At 68.3% G+C, this 18,795-nt stretch carries 15 protein-coding genes; 5 read left to right on the top strand and 10 right to left on the bottom strand.

Annotation, left to right across the window (positions count from 1 at the left end):
• Window positions 1-42 precede the first annotated feature (42 nt).
• From rsmG to ACFY6S_RS22395, 4 genes are all read left to right on the top strand, one after another.
• Complete coding sequence (gene rsmG / locus ACFY6S_RS22410; RefSeq protein WP_388824245.1) at window positions 43-759, top strand: 16S rRNA (guanine(527)-N(7))-methyltransferase RsmG; 717 nt, start codon at window positions 43-45, stop codon at window positions 757-759.
• A gap of 265 nt (window positions 760-1,024) precedes the next feature.
• The gene (locus ACFY6S_RS22405; RefSeq protein ID WP_388824243.1) at window positions 1,025-2,101 is read left to right on the top strand and encodes a ParA family protein; all 1,077 of its coding nucleotides are present in this window, start codon (window positions 1,025-1,027) and stop codon (window positions 2,099-2,101) included.
• The gene (locus ACFY6S_RS22400; protein ID WP_388824241.1) at window positions 2,098-3,207 is read left to right on the top strand and encodes a ParB/RepB/Spo0J family partition protein; all 1,110 of its coding nucleotides are present in this window, start codon (window positions 2,098-2,100) and stop codon (window positions 3,205-3,207) included. Before ACFY6S_RS22405 ends, ACFY6S_RS22400 begins: the two co-directional genes overlap by 4 nt.
• A gap of 302 nt (window positions 3,208-3,509) precedes the next feature.
• Complete coding sequence (locus tag ACFY6S_RS22395; protein ID WP_388824239.1) at window positions 3,510-4,127, top strand: GNAT family N-acetyltransferase; 618 nt, start codon at window positions 3,510-3,512, stop codon at window positions 4,125-4,127.
• An 84-nt stretch (window positions 4,128-4,211) separates the two neighbouring features.
• On the opposite strand, the gene trxA is transcribed toward ACFY6S_RS22395, so the two are convergent.
• The 7 genes from trxA to ACFY6S_RS22360 all read right to left on the bottom strand — a co-directional run bounded on the left by trxA (window position 4,212) and on the right by ACFY6S_RS22360 (window position 13,757).
• Complete coding sequence (trxA, locus tag ACFY6S_RS22390) at window positions 4,212-4,568, bottom strand: thioredoxin (protein WP_388824856.1); 357 nt, start codon at window positions 4,566-4,568, stop codon at window positions 4,212-4,214.
• Window positions 4,569-4,591: 23 nt separating this feature from the next.
• Window positions 4,592-5,566, bottom strand: coding sequence for a thioredoxin-disulfide reductase (trxB, locus tag ACFY6S_RS22385; protein WP_388824237.1), 975 nt, complete (start codon window positions 5,564-5,566; stop codon window positions 4,592-4,594).
• Between the two features lie 120 nt (window positions 5,567-5,686).
• Entirely contained in the window at window positions 5,687-6,628 is a 942-nt protein-coding gene (locus ACFY6S_RS22380; RefSeq protein ID WP_388824235.1) for a hypothetical protein, read from the bottom strand.
• Entirely contained in the window at window positions 6,625-7,329 is a 705-nt protein-coding gene (gene sigM, locus ACFY6S_RS22375; RefSeq protein WP_388824233.1) for an RNA polymerase sigma factor SigM, read from the bottom strand. The genes ACFY6S_RS22380 and sigM overlap by 4 nt, the downstream gene beginning before the upstream one ends.
• 24 nt (window positions 7,330-7,353) lie before the next feature.
• Window positions 7,354-9,063 carry a protein kinase family protein gene (locus tag ACFY6S_RS22370; RefSeq protein WP_388824231.1) on the bottom strand — a complete coding sequence of 570 codons (1,710 nt, stop codon included), beginning with the start codon at window positions 9,061-9,063 and terminating at the stop codon, window positions 7,354-7,356.
• A 119-nt stretch (window positions 9,064-9,182) separates the two neighbouring features.
• Complete coding sequence (gene murJ / locus ACFY6S_RS22365) at window positions 9,183-11,324, bottom strand: murein biosynthesis integral membrane protein MurJ (protein ID WP_388824229.1); 2,142 nt, start codon at window positions 11,322-11,324, stop codon at window positions 9,183-9,185.
• A gap of 45 nt (window positions 11,325-11,369) precedes the next feature.
• Window positions 11,370-13,757 (bottom strand): DUF6049 family protein, encoded by a 2,388-nt coding sequence (locus ACFY6S_RS22360; protein ID WP_388824227.1) that lies wholly within the window; start codon window positions 13,755-13,757, stop codon window positions 11,370-11,372.
• A 211-nt stretch (window positions 13,758-13,968) separates the two neighbouring features.
• Here ACFY6S_RS22360 and ACFY6S_RS22355 point away from each other — a divergent pair, with 211 nt between their 5' ends.
• A complete protein-coding gene (locus ACFY6S_RS22355; protein ID WP_388824225.1) occupies window positions 13,969-15,435 on the top strand; it encodes a CCA tRNA nucleotidyltransferase in 1,467 nt (488 codons plus the stop codon).
• A 63-nt stretch (window positions 15,436-15,498) separates the two neighbouring features.
• On the opposite strand, the gene ACFY6S_RS22350 is transcribed toward ACFY6S_RS22355, so the two are convergent.
• The 3 genes from ACFY6S_RS22350 to ACFY6S_RS22340 all read right to left on the bottom strand — a co-directional run bounded on the left by ACFY6S_RS22350 (window position 15,499) and on the right by ACFY6S_RS22340 (window position 18,754).
• Window positions 15,499-16,776 (bottom strand): MFS transporter, encoded by a 1,278-nt coding sequence (locus tag ACFY6S_RS22350; RefSeq protein WP_388824223.1) that lies wholly within the window; start codon window positions 16,774-16,776, stop codon window positions 15,499-15,501.
• 118 nt (window positions 16,777-16,894) lie between these two features.
• Complete coding sequence (locus ACFY6S_RS22345) at window positions 16,895-17,977, bottom strand: inositol-3-phosphate synthase (RefSeq protein ID WP_388824221.1); 1,083 nt, start codon at window positions 17,975-17,977, stop codon at window positions 16,895-16,897.
• A 60-nt stretch (window positions 17,978-18,037) separates the two neighbouring features.
• Window positions 18,038-18,754, bottom strand: a complete 717-nt coding sequence (locus tag ACFY6S_RS22340) for a helix-turn-helix transcriptional regulator (RefSeq protein ID WP_388824219.1) — start codon at window positions 18,752-18,754, stop codon at window positions 18,038-18,040.
• Between the last annotated feature and the right edge of the window lie 41 nt (window positions 18,755-18,795).

The following is an 18,795-nucleotide window of genomic DNA, read 5'->3' as shown; positions in this document are numbered from 1 at the left end:
AGTCAGCCACCCATCGGTGGTTCGGTATGGAAGGACGGTTCCGTGACGGAGGCAGCAGAGCTTCCCCCCGCACCGGACGAGGCACGCACGATATTCGGTGAGTTCTTTCCGGAAGCTGTCCGCTACGCGGAGCTGCTGGCGGACGCGGGGGTCAAGCGAGGTCTGATCGGTCCACGCGAGGTGCCACGGCTGTGGGAGCGGCATCTGCTGAACTGCGCGGTGCTCTCGGAGGTCGTTCCCCAGGGGGTGACGGTCTGCGATGTCGGCTCGGGTGCGGGGCTGCCGGGTATTCCGCTCGCGCTGGTGCGGCCCGACCTCAAGATCACCCTGCTGGAGCCGCTGCTGCGACGGACGACGTTCCTCCAGGAAGTGGTCGAGCTGCTCGGGCTTGATCATGTGACGGTGGTGCGCGGCCGTGCCGAGGAGGCGCTCGGGAAGCTTCAGCCGGTGCATGTGGTGACGGCCCGGGCGGTGGCCCCCCTGGATCGCCTGGCGGGCTGGGGAGTGCCCCTGCTGCGTCCCTACGGCGAGATGCTGGCACTCAAGGGCGACACGGCGGAGGAGGAGATCAGCGGCGCTCGCGCGGCGCTGAGCAAGCTCGGCGTGGTGGAGACCTCGGTTCTCCAAGTCGGAGACGGCGTCGTGGACCCGCTGACCACCGTGGTCCGGGTGGAAGTCGGCGAGAGTCCGGGCGGTGTGAGGTTCGCGACGAAGCGGGCCAAGGCCGCACAGGTCGGCCGTGCGCGGCGCCGCCGCTGAGCCGTACAGTCCGTACTGCCTATCAGTGATGCTCCATACAAGCTGCCATACCTATGCATTGCGGAGTGTCGTGACGGCCTAGCCCTGCGGCCCGTGCATCGTGTTTCACGTGAAACGTCGCTCACTGCTCCAGGGCATCATCGGCCGTGGCCGCGCGGCTGCCACACCGCGCGGCCGAAAGCCCCTCGTCAGGGGGGCGAGGTTTTCCACAACGGTGGATTCATCCACAGAACCAAGGGCCTCGCTGGTTCACGACCCCGAAAGCATGGCAGGCTCTGTCCATTGCGAGTCTGAAGTCGAGGAGAGTGAATCCTTGCGGTCCGACGCCAACATCGCGGGACCGATGACCGATCCGGTCCCCGGTCCCCGCACCGAGTCGGCGGGGGAGGATGTTTCACGTGAAACACCGCCCCCGATGGACGACACCCCCATTGGTCGCGCTGCCCAGATGGCGGTGGAGGCACTGGGCCGCGCTGGTGAGGGAATGCCCCGCCCCGAGCAGACGCGCGTCATGGTCGTCGCCAATCAGAAGGGCGGCGTAGGGAAGACCACGACAACGGTCAACCTCGCCGCTTCCCTCGCGCTCCATGGAGCGCGGGTGCTGGTGATCGACCTCGATCCACAGGGCAATGCCTCTACGGCGCTCGGGATCGACCATCATGCCGAAGTTCCCTCGATCTATGACGTCCTGGTGGAGAGCAAGCCGCTCTCCGAGGTGGTCCAGCCTGTACCGGACGTCGAAGGTCTCTTCTGTGCCCCAGCCACCATCGATCTCGCCGGTGCGGAGATCGAACTGGTGTCGCTGGTGGCACGGGAGAGCCGGCTACAGCGGGCGATCGAAGCGTACGAGCAGCCGTTGGACTACATCCTCATCGACTGCCCGCCCTCGCTCGGCCTGTTGACCGTCAATGCGATGGTCGCCGGAGCGGAGGTACTGATCCCGATCCAGTGCGAGTACTACGCACTGGAGGGACTGGGACAGCTGCTGCGGAACGTCGAACTGGTCCGTGGGCACCTCAACCCCACCCTGCATGTGTCGACCATTCTGCTCACCATGTACGACGGCAGGACCCGACTCGCTTCGCAGGTGGCGGACGAGGTGCGGAGCCACTTCGGCAAGGAGGTACTGCGGACGAGCATTCCTCGCTCCGTACGTATCTCGGAGGCACCGAGCTATGGCCAGACGGTGCTCACGTATGACCCGGGATCCAGCGGATCCCTCTCGTATCTCGAAGCCGCCCGTGAGATCGCGTTGCGGGGGGTCGGGGTGCACTACGACGCCCAGCAGGCGCATGTGGGCAGCCAGAACAGTCAGCAGAACATGTCGGAGGGGATCCAGTGAGCGAGCGACGTAGAGGCTTGGGGCGTGGGCTCGGTGCGCTGATTCCTGCTGCTCCGCAGGAGAAGCAGGTGCCCTCCCCCGGAGTGGCCTCGGCCTCTTCCGGAACGGCAGCGTCGGTGCTGGTCGCCGAGCGGGACTTGGCCATCGAGAAGGTGCGCTCGCTGTCGCAGGCGGCTTCGTCACCGGAGACGGAGCCGGCGGCACCGGCCCACGGGACCGCGGCCGAGCCGGAACAGGCGACGACGGGCGGGGCGTACTTCGCCGAGGTGCCGATCGATGCGATCACACCCAACCCGAGGCAGCCCCGGGAGGTGTTCGACGAGGACGCGCTCGCCGAACTGATCACTTCCATCAAGGAAGTGGGGCTTCTCCAGCCCGTGGTCGTACGGCAGGTGGCGTCGGAGCGCTACGAGCTGATCATGGGCGAGCGGCGCTGGAGGGCGTGCAGGGAAGCCGGGCTGGACCGTATTCCGGCAATCGTCCGTGCCACGGACGACGAGAAGCTGCTGCTCGACGCGTTGCTGGAGAACCTGCACCGTGCTCAGCTGAATCCGCTGGAAGAGGCCGCGGCCTACGACCAGTTGCTCAGGGACTTCAACTGCACGCATGACCAGCTGGCCGACCGGATCGGACGCTCGCGTCCGCAGGTCTCCAACACCCTGCGGTTGCTGCGGCTTTCTCCCGCTGTCCAGCGCCGAGTGGCCGCCGGAGTGCTCTCCGCCGGTCATGCACGGGCGCTGCTCTCGGTGGAGGGTTCCGAGGAGCAGGACCGGCTGGCACATCGCATCGTGGCCGAGGGGCTCTCGGTGCGGGCCGTCGAGGAGATCGTGACCTTGATGGGGTCTCGCCCCGAGGCCGCGCCCAAGTCCAAGGGGCCCCGCGCGGGCACGCGGCTGTCGCCGGCGCTGGGCGATCTGGCATCGCGCCTCTCGGACCGCTTCGAGACCCGGGTGAAGGTCGACCTGGGGCAGAAGAAGGGGAAGATCGTTGTCGAGTTCGCCTCGATAGACGATCTGGACCGCATTCTCGGCACCCTCGCCCCGGGCGAGGGACGCGTCCTCGAGAAGAGTCTCAGCGAGGATTCGGCGGAAGACGACGAGAGCTGACGCTCTCTCACCGCCCTGGGCGGGCTGTGTTCCACACTGACCGGAACGCGGCCCGCCCTTTGCTGTCTCTCGGTATGCCACCTGGCCCGTGCTGGATACGATGCGATCTGGTACGGCGCAACCACCCCGATCCCTCTCTGAAGGAGCCGAAAGGCCATGCGATCGGTGAGCCGCAGCCAACTGGTGACAGCCGGACTGGGACTTGGCCTGCTCGGTGGCTTTGTGGGCAGTCTGCTTCGGGAACGCAGAGCGCTGACCGCCGCCCGTGCCGCGGCCGGTGAGGGAAGTGAGGAACAGCCTCCATGGGGCGTCGGCTCGTACCGCTCACGCTGGACAACCTTGCGGACCTCCCCGAGCGCTGCCATGCGTGTGTCTTCTGGGAGCTTGATCCGGTCAGCGGGGAAGCCGCGGTAAGAACCGGCAGCGCAGCGGCCCAGAAGGAGGCGTGGATCTCGGCGGTCCTGCTGGAGTGGGGATCCTGCGGGCGGGTGGCCTACGTCGACGACGTGCCGGTCGGCTTCGTCCTCTACGCTCCGCCGGCCTATGTGCCGAGAGCCATGGCGTTTCCCACCAGCCCCGTCTCCCCGGACGCGGTTCAGTTGATGACGGCCTGGATCATGCCCGGCTATCAGGGTCAGGGCCTCGGCCGCGTCATGGTGCAGACCGTGGCCAAGGACCTGCTGCGCCGGGAATTCAAGGCCGTAGAGGCGTTCGGGGACGCGCGGTGGCGAGAGCCGTCCTGTGTCCTCCCCGCCGACCATCTACGGGCGGTGGGCTTCAAGACGGTACGACCGCACCCGAGATACCCACGGCTGCGACTGGAGCTGCGGACCACGGTTTCCTGGAAGGAAGACGTGGAACTGGCCCTGGATCGTCTCCTGGGGGCGGTGAAAAAGGAGCCGGTGCCGCGTCCGCTGTGACGCTCGTAGCACTCAGCGCGGCACGTGAAACGGGTCCGCTCCCCGGGTAGGGGAGCGGACCCGTTTCACGTGAAACATCGAGGGTCAGCCCTTGACCGCACCCTCACCGATGAAGTCGTCCAGGTCGCGCAGGAGCGCGGCCTTGGGCTTGGCGCCGACGATGGTCTTGGCGACCTCGCCGTTCTGGTAGACGTTCAGCGTCGGGATGGACATCACGCCGTACTTGGCCGCGATGCCGGGGTTCTCGTCGATGTTGAGCTTGACGATCTCGATCTTGTCACCGTGCTCGGCCGCGATGGCCTCCAGCGACGGCGCGATCTGCCGGCAGGGCCCGCACCAGGCGGCCCAGAAGTCCACCAGGACGGGCTTGTCGCTCTTGAGTACGTCAGCGTCGAATGAGTCGTCGGTTACCTGCTTCAGGGCCACGGCGGCCTCCTTCAGTTCGTGGGGTGGGGACTTGCTGATCAGACGGTGGCGGTCTTCTCGGGCTCGGCCGCGTTCTCGCTGTCGGTGAGCGCGGCGAGGAACCGCTCGGCATCCAGGGCCGCCGAGCATCCGGTGCCCGCGGCGGTGATCGCCTGACGGTAGGTGTGGTCCACGACATCGCCGGCTCCGAAGACACCCGACTGGTTCGTCCGGGTCGAGGGGGCGTCGACGGTGAGGTATCCCTCGCTGTCCAGGTCGAGCTGTCCCTTGAACAGCTCGGTCCGCGGGTCATGACCGACAGCGATGAACAGGCCGGTCACGGCCAGGGAGGAGGTCTCACCGGTCTTGGTGTTGCGCAGGGTCAGACCGGAGAGCTTCTGCTCGCCGTGGATCTCCGCGACATCGCTGTCCCAAGCGAACTTGATCTTGGGGTCGGCGAAGGCACGGTCCTGCATGGCCTTGGAGGCGCGCAGCGTGTCCCTGCGGTGGACGATGGTGACGGACTTGGCGAAGCGCGAAAGGAAGGTGGCTTCCTCCATCGCGGTGTCGCCGCCGCCGACCACGGCGATGTCCTGGTCCTTGAAGAAGAAGCCGTCACAGGTGGCACACCAGGAGACCCCGCGGCCGGAGAGGGCATCCTCGTTCGGCAGTCCGAGCTTGCGGTGCTGGGAGCCGGTCGTCACGATCACGGCCTTGGCACGGTGGACGGTTCCCGCCGTGTCCGTGACCGTCTTGATCTCTCCGGTGAGGTCGACCGAGACGACATCGTCCGGAACCAGCTCGGCGCCGAAGCGCTCGGCCTGTGCCCGCATGTTGTCCATCAGATCCGGGCCCATGATGCCGTCGCGGAAGCCCGGGAAGTTCTCCACATCGGTGGTGTTCATCAGAGCGCCACCGGCGGTGACGGCGCCCTCGAAGACCAGCGGCTTCAGCGAAGCGCGCGCGGTGTACAGCGCGGCCGTGTAGCCGGCGGGCCCGGAGCCGATGATGATCACATTACGGACGTCGCTCACGGGTTTCTTCCTCGTCTCTGCAGACTGCCTACTGGGGCCGGATCAACGACTTTCACCCCATCCAACGGATCCTACGGGTCTTGCATTCCCGAGGTTGTCCGGCCCACGCGGGGGGTGTCGTCAGCGGCGCGGGTAGGACTCCGTCAGCAGGACTTTTCCCTTGGCTTGGGGAGCCGTCTCCACGCAGGTCGCATCGATCACGTACGCCTGGACCCGAGTGCTGTCCCCGGGCTGGGGCAGGACGATGAGGTAGGCAGGGCTGCCCTGGTAGCTGCCCCGTTCCGCCGCGAGGGCGGATTCGGCACGGCCCGTGCCCCGCTGAACACAGGCCGGGGCCGCCGGCTGGAGGTGGAGCCTGGGTGTATCCGTGGCCTCCAGGTCCTGGGTCGAGCTGCGGTGCTCGGATTCCGCGGACGCGGGAGCGGAGGCCAGCAGCGTGTCGACCCGGCTCTGCAGACCGGTCGCCGAGAACTCGTCGGCCCTCTTCTGGGTCGAGGAGCCGACCGACGAGTCGGCCTGGCTCGGCACGGGGTCATTCTCTGTCGGCCGGAGGGACTGGAAGATCAAGACGCTGATGCCCACCACGGCTGTCCCGAGGGCGGCGCTCAGCACAGCGGTACGGCGGCGACGCTTCTTCCCACCGCGCCCCGGTCCGGTGGTAGCCCTTGATCGGCCTCCCGGCCGATCGGATCGCACCCCCTCCGATGCGGGGGATGCCGCCCCTTCCGCGTTCCGCGACGCGAGCGATGTTTCACGTGAAACATCGGGGGAGGGGTCGGTCTCGGCGGTGGAGAGAGGGGGAGCTGTCGCGTCGAGCAGCGCCTCGGCCGCCAGAGCGGCGTCGATACGCCCGGCGACATCGGCGGGCATCCGTGCCGGCCCCGGCAGGGTTCCCAGCAGGCCCCTGATCTCTTCCAGGGATTCGCGGACATCGGCACAGAGGTCGCAGCTGTCGAGGTGAAGCCGCAGATCAGTCGCCCGGGAAGACGGGACCAGCCCTTCCGTGAACGCGGAGATCTCCGAGACATCCGGGTGCTCAGTCGTGTCGGTTGTCGATGTCACGTGCGCCCACCTCCGCCCTTCACGCCGGCAGGATCACTCGACCCTGAATCCACTGGCTCCGATGCCGGTGGGACGGACGCCCCCGGCGTCCGGTTCCTTCCCCTGCCCGAACTGCTGATATCCCCGATGTCCGTACGCAGATGTGTGAGCATCGGCAGGAGTCTGGCCCGGCCGCGTGCGCAGCGACTCTTCACCGTACCGGTGGGTATTCCCAGTACGGCCGCGGCCTCCGCGACGGGGTAGCCCTGCATGTCGACGAGGACGAGCGCCGCCCGCTGGTCGGCGGGGAGCTTGGCCAGTGCGGCCAGTAGCTCGCGGTGCAGATCCCCGCGCTCGGCGGGAGCCTCCGCCGACTCGTGGGGCTCAAGAAGCTGTTCCAACCGCTCGGTGTCGTCCACCGGGGAGGTCTTGCGGGAGGCTGCCTTACGGGCCCGGTCGAGGCAGGCGTTGACGGTGATGCGGTGCAGCCAGGTCGTCACGGCGGACTGGCCGCGGAAGGTGTGGGCAGCCCGGAAGGCGGAGACGAGGGCGTCCTGCACGGCGTCCGCGGCTTCCTCCCGGTCGCCCAGCGTCCGCAGGGCGACCGCCCAGAGGCGGTCGCGGTGGCGCCGTACCAGCTCGCCGAAGGCGTGCGGATGACCTTGGACGTGAGCGCTCAGCAGATCGTGGTCGCTGCTGTCGCCGAGTGCGACATCGTCCAACGGTGAGCCCCTCCCCCGGTCCGGTCAGCCCTTGAGCTTGATCTCCGAGACCCCGCCCCTGAAGCGGTTGCTGCTTCCGTCGGTGGGCACCTCGGTGATGTGGACCAATACGTACCGGGTCCGTACCGGCTTGTCGAGGGTGCTCTTGAGAGTGCCTTCCACCTTTTCCAGCTTGGTGAGGCGCTGAGAGAAGTCGGAGAGACTCGTGGGGTTCGACGCGTCCTTGCCCGCGGCGAGGACTTCCGCCGTCTGACCGCTGCGGTACATGTCGATGTCGACGACGGAGACACGCTGCACGCTGCCGAGGTCGACGATGATTCCGCTGCCGTCGCTGTACTTCGGCAGATTGCCGAAGTTGGGGAAGTCGTAGTACTGGTCCGTGATCCAGGAGGTGTCGGACGCGCCATCGACGGTGTTCGGCGCGAGCTCGGGCTTTATGCCGTATCCACCGGGCATGAATTCGGTCGCCGCGGCGATCTTGAGCGCCTTGACGGGCTGGACCGCCTTGTCCCCGTCCCCCGTGGTCGTCTGGGTCGGAGTGGTCTCCGGCTCCTGGCGTCCCTCCAGAAGCCGGTCGGCGACCTGCCAGCTGCCGAGTCCCAGGGCCGCGATGAGCAGGGCCGCGACAGTCCACTTCAGGGCCTTGCCGGTGCGGCTCTGGAGCGGTGGCGGCGGCGTCACCACGGGGACCGTGGGTGCGCCGAGGCCCTGCTGCGTCCGTCCGTAGGTGCCCTGCTGGTATGTGGTGCGCTGATACTCGGGCGGTGCCGCGAAGACGGGCTCGGGAGGCCGGATACGAGGCATCTCCGCGACGGCTGCCGCCAGCTCGTCCGGAGTGGTGCACGGTGGTTCCTGGCGGGAGGCGGTGGCGCCGTCGTTGACCAGAGCGCGCATGGCCAGCTCGGAGAGACCGCGGTGGACACCGGCACGGACCTGGTCGGGAGCGATCAGACCGACACCCTTGGGCAGACCGGAGAGCCCGTAGGCATCCGTTTCGTACGGCCAGCGCTGGGTGAGCGCGGCATAGAGAAGCGCACCGATGGCTTCGGTGTCCGTACGCTGCGGCCGTTCGGCGCGGATGCCGCGCAGTGCGGCGTTCACCGCGAGGCCGCGGATCCGGTACTGGCCGGTGGAGGTGCGCAGGACCGCTCCCGGAGTCAGCCGCAGATGCGCGAGCCCCTCCCGGTGGGCGGCGGCCATGGCTTGGGAGACCTGGCTGACCAGCTGATAGGCGTCGTGGGCCTCCAACGGCCCGGCGGCGAGGAGAGCGGTGAGTTCGGTCGCGTCCGGAAGCCACTCGTGGACGACGTAGACGAGGTCGTTCTCCTCGACGGCGTCCAGGACCTGCACGAAGCGCGGATCGCCGAGGAGAGCCGACGAGCGGGCGGCGGCCAGCACGGAACGTGCCCGTGGATGGTCGGCGGGCAGCAGATGCACACCGACCGCACGGCGCAGTTTCTCGTCGACCGCACGCCAGCTGCTGAAACCGTCCAGACGGGTGACGCACTCCTCCAGGCGGTAACGTCTGGCGAGCTTGTGGCCGCTGTGGAGGTCGGGCGTGGTCACGCCGGCCCCGCCGCTCCTCGACTCGCGCTCCGTGTCCGGTGCGGACTCCTCCGCCGTGTCCTGGGATTCCGCCGACCCGTCGGCCGTGGCCTTGTCCGCCTTGGCGGTCAGCGGTTCGTCACCGCTGTTGCCGGCCACGTCGACGGCAGCCGTGCTACGTTCCGCCACCGTCGCTCCTGCCTCCCCATCCATTGCGCCCCATCCAACAGCCAAGCCAATTGTGCCCACAGTCGGACGCTATGCACGACACGCGGTGGCCGACGATGGTTGTGTTCGGCCGCCGCGGCTCAGCGTCCGAGCCGGCCGCGCACCATGCCGACCATGGCGTTCATCTCCTCGATCCGCATCTTCTTCGCCGCGACGAAGAAGACGGCGAGCAGGACGACGCCACCGGCGATCAGCGCCACCACCGAGCTGACGGCGCTGCTGCCGAGGGTGCCCAGGACCGCGTAGGCCACCCCGCCCGCCGCGAGGGCGCCGGGCACGGCCGCCAGACAGAGCCTCGCGTAGGTGCGCAGGACCCGGCCGCCGTCCAGATCGCCGCCCAGCCGGTTCTTCAGCCGCCGCCAGGCGACGCCGACGCCGACCGCGTAGGCCAGCCCGTACGAGGCGGCCATGCCCACCACGGCCCAGCGGGACGGCAGCACCACGTAGCAGAGGGCGGAAGCCGCGGCGTTGACCGCGGCGACGATGACCGTGTTGTAGAAGGGGGTCCGGGTGTCCTCGTAGGCGTAGAAGCCACGGAGCACGACGTACTGCACGGAGTACGGAATGAGCCCGAGGGCGAACGCCATGAGGATGAAGCCCATGGACCGCGCCGATTCCATGCCGCTGGACGAGAACATCAGGATGGACAGCGGAACACCGAGCGCGAGGAACGCGAAGGCGATCGGGACGATCGCGACGGCCGAGTTGCGCAGCCCTTGGGAGATGTCGTCCCGCACCGCGCCCGGGTCGCCGTCGTGGGCGGCCCGGGAGATCCGGGGAAGCAGCGCCGCCATGACCGAGACGGTGATGATGGCCTGCGGCATGCCCCAGATCAGCTGCGCGTTGCTGTAGGCCAGGATGCCGGTACCGGTCTTGCCGGAGGCTTCGCCGGCCGCGGTGGCGAGCTGGGTGACCACCAGCACGCCGGCCTGGTTGGCGAGGACGAACAGGACGGTCCACTTGGCCAGCTTGACCGTCTTGCCGAGGCCGTGGCCCTTCCAGTCGAACCGGGGCCGGAACCGGAACCCGGTCTCCGTCAGATACGGGATCATCGCGAGAGCCTGGACGACGAGGCCGAGCAGCGTACCGATGCCCAGCAGCCGCACGCCGTCCGGCGGAATGGTCCGGACGGTCATGCTGGAGTCGGCGGCGGTGCCGTACACCCAGATGAAGAGACCGAACGTGGCGATCATGACGATGTTGTTCAGGACCGGAGTCCACATCATCGCGCCGAACTTCCCGCGCGCGTTGAGGATCTGCCCCATCACCACGTGCACGCCCATGAAGAAGATCGTGGGCAGGCAGTAGCGGGCGAAGGTGACCGCGACGTTGTTGGAGGCCGGGTCACTGGCGATCGTGTCCGACATCAGACGGACCAGTAGCGGTGCGCCGAACACGGCGGCGGCCACGATCGCGCCGAGCGCGACCATGACGAGGGTCAGCAGCCGGTTGGCATAGGCCACGCCACCGTCGTCGTCGTTCTTCATCGCTCGCACGAGCTGCGGGACGAAGACGGAGTTGAGGCCACCGCCGACGGTGAGGATGTAGATCATCGTCGGCAGGGTGTAGGCCACGGTGTAGGAGTCACCGAGCAGCGCCGCACCGAGGGCGGCGGTGATCACCAGACTGCGTACGAAGCCGGTGAGCCGGGACACCAGTGTGCCCGCGGCCATCACCGCACTCGACTTCAGCAGTCCCGCCGCCTTGCCACCGGACTTCTTGGCCGGGGGCGGAGCGGGCAGCGCCTCGGGTTCCGGCGCGGTCAGGACCTGCCCGGTGCCCTGCTGATCGCGGTAGAGATTCGCGAACGCGTCCGCCGGGGGGCTCTCGTCCCCGGCGCGCGAGACAAGGTCGTCGACGCCGGTGAACTGGGTCGTCCGCGCGTCGTCCCCGTACGGGAGATGACGGGACGGCCCGGAAGGCTCCGGCGGCGGTGTCTGGGCCCAGATGCGGGGGTCGGGAGCGTACTGCTGCGCCGGAGGCTGCTGATACAGCTCCTGGGTCTCCCGGTACGTGCCGGGAGGCGGCGGCGGGTGGGAGGCGCGGTCGTACAGCGCCTCGGTCACCGGGTCCTGGGCGGAGAGGTCCTGTGCCCAGTAGGGGTCCTGCTGGTAGGCGTCCTGGACGTAGGGGTCCTGGGCAGGCGGCGGAGAGGGCGGGACCTGTCCTGCGGGATCGCCGCCCGCGCCCTGCCCACGGTCACCGTCGTACGGCGCGTTCATGGTTACCCCACCTCATCGTCCCCGGCCGGCCGGCCACGACATCGCTCAACGGTCCACTTTCTCACCCGTGCCCGACGCGTCAGCGCTTTCCGGTCCGGTGTCCGGTGTCGGGTCACTCGGCTGCCCGGGATCCGTGCCTTCGGAGGCCGCCGCGTCGGTCGTGTCCTCGGTGTCGTGCGGGTTCTGCTCGTCGGAGGAGTCGTCGGCCTCCGCGCCGGGGGCGCCGCCGTCCGCGTCGCCCGGGGACGTCGCGGCCGCCTTGCGGGCCACTGCCCGCTTGCGCTGGCTGTACATCTTCACACCGGCCAGCACCAGCAGCAGCACGCCGCCGGCGATGACGAGCATGACGGTGGGGGTGATCTCCGAGACCTTGACCTGGAAGGTCATGGGGCCTCCGTACGGTGTGCCGTCCACCGTGTAGAGCTGGGCGGTCACCTGGACCGGACCGTTGGCGTTGCCCGCGCCGGTGAACTTCACCGACTGGCTGTGCCCACCGTCGATCCTGATGGGCCGCTCCGCGACCGCCTGATCGTCATCGAGCTTGAGCCGGGTCGGGTTGTCGGACTTGAGCCGCAGCACCAGATCCTGGACGCCCTGCAGCAGCTTGTTCTGCACGGTCACCGGGATGGTCGCGCTGCGTCCGGACAGCGTGAGGACGGACTTCGGGATGAGCTGTACCTCGCTGGTGAGGCCCACCAGATAGTCGTCGACGCTGTCGCGGTACTGCGCCGCCTCGGCCGGGGAACCGCGCCAGGACGTCGACATCGCCCGGCTCACCGCGTTGCCGAAGGGAGCGGCCACGCGGTCCGGTGAGCTGAGGATGGCCTTGAAGTTGTCGAGCCGCTCCTCGGTCTCCTTGATGGACTGGAACGCCTCGGTCGGCAGTTCCTGAGCGCGCAGCTTGCTCGGGTACCGCGAGGTGCTCGGCACCTTCGTGGTGGCATCGGCGTCGGGCTGTACCGCCGCCGCGGCGATCAGATCGGCCGGCTGCGTCCAGCGCTCGCTGTCCAGCTCACGCAGCGCACGCGCCATGGACTGAGCCTGGGTGACCGTCGGCATCCGCTGCGGGGCGACGACGATGCTGCGCTGGTCGTCGGGGTCCTGAAGAGTGACGGCCAGCGACTGCGCGAGGAATTTCTGCACGGCCAGAGTGGAGTTGCCGGCCGCCGTCATATCGCTCTGGAACGCCGTGGAGAGCCGGGTGTCCGCGACCACCGCTGTCGTTCCGCCGCCGATGGGCCGCGCGGCGTTCGGGGTGTACGACAGGTTGTCCTGGAGACTGTCGCTCCGGGTGATGACCTTGTGGGCCCCCGCCGAGGTGGCCACATCGACGATCGAGGGGTCGATCGCGCCGTCCACCGGCCAGGCGAAGTCCACGGACGGCTGCACGTGGAGGATCGTCTCCACGGTCTTGCCGGCCACGTCCGTCGCGGGCTGAAGATGGCTGAGCGCTCCGGAGACGTCCTTGCCGCGATGTGCCAGCGACGCCAGGTCGGGGTCGGCGAACGGCAGGGCGATGACCTTGCTTCCCTTCACCGCCTTCTCCAGCGTGTTGAGCCACTGGGTGGCGACCGCCTGGTTCTTGCCCGGGACGACCGAGTCCCCGTCCCTGACGCTGTAGTTCCGGGTCATGGCGTCGGCGGTGGCGATCAGATCGGGGTCGATGACCCAGGTCACGGGCAGTTGGCTGCCGAGGGAGACCATCTGTTCCAGCCGTCCGCCGGGTGCCAGCTCCTCCGCCAGGTCGTCGCTCTCGAAGACTGGCGTCTGCTGATCGTCCGAGCCCGTCTCGGCGGACAGATGCGCCGACGAGATCAGCGGCCACAGGACCGTCAGCTGCGTCTTCTGGTCCGTGGTGTCGGGCTGCCAGGGGAGGAAGGTGCGCTGGATGCCCAGCACCTGGTCGTACGGGGTCGCGGCGGTCCTGCCGGTCACCGAGACGCCCAGCTGGTAGACGCCGTTCTCGTCGAGCCCGAGCTTGTCGACGGGGACGGAGAGAGCGAAGTCCTGCGAGATACCGGCCGCGAGCTTCGGGAACGCGACCTTGTACTTCCCCCCCACCGGTGCCACATCGCCCGAGGGGCTGCTGCCCGAGCGGGCGGCGGCGTCATCGATGGCCGTCCGGCCGGCGAGCCGCGGCCCCACGCGCAGATCCACCTGGGCGTCGGTGATCGTGGTCTTGCCCTTGTTGGTCACCGTTCCGGAGACCGTGAGGGTGTCGCCCTTCACCGGCGCGCTGGGCGCCAATGTGTCCAGCGCCACATCGACCGTACGGGAGCCGGTGGCCCTCGGTGCTGCCTGCGCCGTCGGGGCAGCCGTGCCCGCCAGCAAGCTCGCCAGGAGGGGGACCCCCATGATCACGGAGGCTGTGCGCCGCAGCCACCGGCGGGCAGGAGAAGGGCCCATCCCCTGGAAGTCTGCCGCCTCGGCCACGCGCTCGCCCGTCCCTCGTCATCGTCTGCTGCCGTTGGTGGTTGTCCGTCAATGCGTCCACGCATGGTAACGATGTGCGCTGTGGCGAAGTGCTGGTGACTGCCCCACATGATCGGAAGAATCTCATGCGTCACAGAAAACCCACGCATCGGAGCCGGGGGAGCCGAAACAGGGACGCCCTCACAGGCTGTGGCACGTAACCTTTTCTGTTGTGCCGAACGCCAATGAAGACAATCCCAGAGCCCTCAGCCAGGTGCAGCACCGCGCGGTCAGTGAACTGCTGCGGGTGTCCCCGGTCGCCGACGATCTCGCGCGCCGATTCCAGGAGGCCGGATTCACTCTCGCCCTGGTCGGTGGTTCGGTCAGGGACGCCCTTCTCGGCCGGCTCGGCAATGATCTGGACTTCACGACCGATGCCCGGCCGGAGGACGTCCTGAAGATCGTCCGGCCCTGGGCGGACGCGGTCTGGGAGATCGGTATCGCCTTCGGCACGGTCGGCTGTCAGAAAGACGCCCGCGTCGGCGACACCGATCAGCGGTTCCAGGTCGAGGTGACGACCTACCGCTCGGAGGCGTACGACCGGGCCTCACGCAAACCCGAGGTGTCCTACGGCGACTCCATCGAGGAAGACCTCGTGCGTCGGGACTTCACCGTGAACGCGATGGCCGTGGCGTTGCCCCAGAAGGAGTTCATCGATCCGCACGGCGGACTCGAGGACCTCGCGGCGCGCGTACTGCGCACGCCCGGCACTCCGGAGGAGTCCTTCTCCGACGATCCGCTGCGCATGCTCCGGGCCGCGCGCTTCGCCGCCCAGCTGGACTTCGATGTGGCGCCCGAGGTGGTCGCGGCCATGAAGGACATGGCCGCCCGTATCGAGATCGTCTCCGCCGAGCGGGTGCGCGACGAGCTGAACAAGCTGATCCTCTCCGCGCATCCCCGCAAGGGGCTGGCGCTCCTCGTCGACACCGGGCTCGCCGAGCACGTGCTGCCCGAGTTGCCCGCGCTCCGGTTGGAGAGCGACGAGCACCACCGGCACAAGGATGTGTACGACCACTCGCTGATCGTGCTGGAACAGGCGATCGATCTGGAAGAGGACGGCCCCGACCTGGTGCTGCGGCTGGCCGCTCTGTTCCATGACATCGGCAAGCCCCGGACGCGGCGCTTCGAGAAGGACGGCCGGGTCTCTTTCCACCACCACGAGGTGGTGGGCGCGAAGATGACCAAGAAGCGCATGACGGCGCTGAAGTACTCCAATGACCTGGTGAAGGATGTCTCGCGGCTGGTGGAGCTGCATCTGCGCTTCCACGGCTACGGCACGGGAGAGTGGACCGACTCGGCGGTGCGTCGCTATGTCCGTGACGCGGGCCCCTTGCTGGGAAGGCTCCACAAGCTGACCCGCTCCGACTGCACGACGCGCAACAAGCGCAAGGCCATGGCTCTGTCCCGGGCCTATGACGGTCTGGAGGAGCGGATCGCCCAGCTCCAGGAGCAGGAGGAGCTGGACTCCATCCGGCCCGATCTGGACGGCAACCAGATCATGGAGATTCTGGGCATTGGCCCCGGTCGGGAGATCGGCGCGGCTTACACGTTCCTCCTGGAGCTGCGGTTGGAGAACGGGCCCATGGAACATGACGAGGCCGTCACCGCCCTCAAGGAGTGGTGGGCCGCGCGGCAGTGAATGCAGAGCGGGGCATGTTTCACGTGAAACATGCCCCGCTCTCCGTTCTCCGGGGGCGTCGTTTCACGTGAAACGACGCCCCCTCGGTATGCGGCCCCGAAAGGTCAGGGTCAGGGCGACCGCCGCGTAGAGAACGGCGACCGTCACCACCAGCGCGACGGACCGGCCGTCCGGGGGCAGCATCAGCGCGGCCACCGCGGCGGCGCCGACGAAGGCGACATTGAACAACACGTCATAAAGGGAGAAGACCCGGCCGCGGTAGGCGTCGTCCACGGTTGTCTGCACCACGGTGTCCGTGGCGATCTTCGCGCCCTGAGTGATCAAGCCGAGGACGAACGCGGCGATCAGGAGGGGCACGGGAGTGAAGGGGAGCCCAAGGGCAGGTTCAAGGACGGCCGCCGCTCCCGCGCACAGAGCCATCCACCCGTAGGAGCCGAACCGGCCCACCGCCCACGGGGTCAGGACCGCTGCGGCGAAGAACCCCGCCCCGGAAATGCCGAGGGCGAGCCCCAGCAGCGCCAGCCCGTCCGCCTCCCGCTCCGTCCACGCGTACCTGCAGAGCATCAGCACCATCACCGTCAGCGCTCCGTAGCAGAAGCGCATCACCGTCATCGCGGCCAGAGCGCCCGCCGCCGCTCGGCGTTCCGCGAGATGGCGCACGCCGTCCGTGAGTCCCCGTGCCGTGGACGCCAGCGCGGTGCTCAGCCGGGTCTGGAGCAGTGACGGCTCAGGGCCGAGCAGTTCGCGTCCGAGCAGCAGGGAAGCGAGCGCCGCGCAGAGATAGAGAAGGGCGCCGAGCAGCATCACCGCTCCATCGGAGTCCCCGACGGTCAGCCGCACGGCAAAGGCCAGCCCGCCGCCCGCGGTCGCGGCGAGCGTGCCGGCGGTCGGGGAGAGCGAGTTCGCGAGCACGAGACGGTCCTCGTCGACCACGCGAGGCAGCGCGGCCGAGAGGCCGGCGAGCACGAACCTGTTGACCGCGGTCACGGAGAGCGCCGAGGCATAGAAGATCCAGTCAGGGACTTCCGCCACGATGAGCAGTGCCGTGCAACTCGCCAGGAAGGCGCGCAGCAGGTTGCCGAAGAGGAACACCTGCCGGCGCCGCCAGCGGTCGAGCAACACCCCGGCGAACGGCCCGACCAGCGAATACGGCAGCAGCAGCACCGCCATCGCTGAGGCGATCGCGGCAGGCGACGTCTGCTTCTCGGGAGAGAAGACGACATACGTGGCGAGCGCGACCTGGAAGACGCCGTCGGCGCCCTGGGAGAGCAGGCGGACCGCCAGCAGCCGCCGGAAGTCGCCGAGGCGCAGGAGGACGCGCAGATCACGTGCGACAGGCATGTGGGCCAGCGTCACATACGCGTCGGCCGGGCATGCGAGAAGGGTCACCGGACAACTGACCGGTGACCCTTCTCGTATTCATGGGCGCATGGGCCCGACGTGATGCGGAGAGGCGGCTTTAGCGCTCGACCTCGCCGGCGATGAACTTCTCCACGTTCTCGCGGGCCTCGTCGTCGAAGTACTGCACCGGCGGGGACTTCATGAAGTAGGAGGACGCGGAGAGGATCGGGCCACCGATGCCGCGGTCCTTGGCGATCTTCGCGGCGCGCACGGCGTCGATGATGACACCGGCGGAGTTCGGGGAGTCCCAGACCTCGAGCTTGTACTCCAGGTTCAGCGGAACATCACCGAAGGCACGTCCCTCAAGGCGGACGTAGGCCCACTTGCGGTCGTCGAGCCAGGCGACGTAGTCGGAAGGACCGATGTGCACGTTGTCGGCGCCCAGGTCGCGGTCGGGGATCTGGGAGGTGACGGCCTGCGTCTTGGAGATCTTCTTGGACTCCAGGCGCTCACGCTCAAGCATGTTCTTGAAGTCCATGTTGCCGCCGACGTTCAGCTGCATCGTGCGGTCCAGGATGACGCCGCGGTCCTCGAAGAGCTTCGCCATGACGCGGTGCGTGATCGTGGCACCGACCTGGGACTTGATGTCGTCGCCGACGATCGGGACGCCGGCCTCGGTGAACTTGTCCGCCCACTCCTTCGTACCGGCGATGAAGACCGGCAGCGCGTTGACGAAGGCGACCTTCGCGTCGATGGCGCACTGCGCGTAGTACTTCGCGGCGGAGTCCGAGCCCACCGGCAGGTAGCAGACCAGGACATCGGCCTTGCTGTCCTTGAGGGCCTGGACGATGTCCACCGGCGCCTCGGAAGCCTCCTCGATGGTCTGGCGGTAGTACTTGCCCAGACCGTCGAGGGTGTGGCCGCGCTGCACGGTGACGCCCGTGGACGGCACGTCGGAGATCTTGATGGTGTTGTTCTCGCTGGCACCGATGGCGTCCGCGAGGTCGAGGCCGACCTTCTTCGCGTCCACATCGAAGGCGGCCACGAACTCGATGTCCCGCACGTGGTAATCGCCGAACGTGACGTGCATCAGACCCGGTACCTTGCCCGCCGGGTCGGCGTCCTTGTAGTACTCGACGCCCTGCACCAGTGAGGCGGCGCAGTTGCCCACGCCGACGATGGCTACGCGTACGGAACCCATTCCGGTTGCTCCCTGTGTGATGTCAGTGGTCGTGACGAGGCCCTGCGGAGTGCAGTGGCCTCACTCGGCGGTGTCCGCGGACGGATCCGGCGGTCCGGGACGTCCCGGGGGCGTGCCCCCGGAAGACGCGGCGTCCCGGTGCCGGGGCAGGCCGTCCGTTTCTTCGGATGCGCCTTCTTGTACTGCGGGGTCGCCGAGGCCGGACCGTCTCTGATCCCGCCCCGCCCGCTCGCTTTCGATGAGTTCGTTCAGCCAGCGCACTTCGCGCTCCACGGACTCCATGCCGTGGCGCTGAAGCTCAAGCGTGTAGTCGTCGAGACGCTCGCGCGTACGGGCCAGGGAGGCGCGCATCTTCTCCAGGCGCTCCTCCAGCCGGCTGCGGCGCCCCTCCAGCACCCGCATCCGTACCTCGCGCTCCGTCTGCCCGAAGAAGGCGAACCGAGCAGCGAAGTGCTCGTCCTCCCAGGCATCGGGCCCGGTGTGCGACAGGAGCTCCTCGAAGTGCTCCTTACCGTCCGCGGTCAACCGGTAGACGATCTTGGCCCGGCGGCCGGCGAGCGAGGCGGCGAGCGCGTCCTCCGGAGCGCTGCCCGGCTCCTCGATCAACCAGCCGCTGGCCACCAGCGTCTTGAGGCATGGATACAGCGTCCCGTAACTGAAGGCCCGGAAGATCCCCAGCGACGTATTGAGCCGTTTGCGCAGCTCATAGCCGTGCATGGGGGACTCGCGAAGCAGTCCGAGGACGGCGAACTCAAGGATGCCCGAGCGTCTGCTCACCCTCGCCTCCTCTGCTCTCCGGGACGCTTATGCCGCGCTGA

This window comes from Streptomyces sp. NPDC012835 (assembly GCF_042900885.1).
GTDB lineage: Bacteria > Actinomycetota > Actinomycetes > Streptomycetales > Streptomycetaceae > Streptomyces.
Note: the sequence above shows the minus strand (reverse complement) of the source record. Positions and strands in the feature narration are given on the sequence as shown.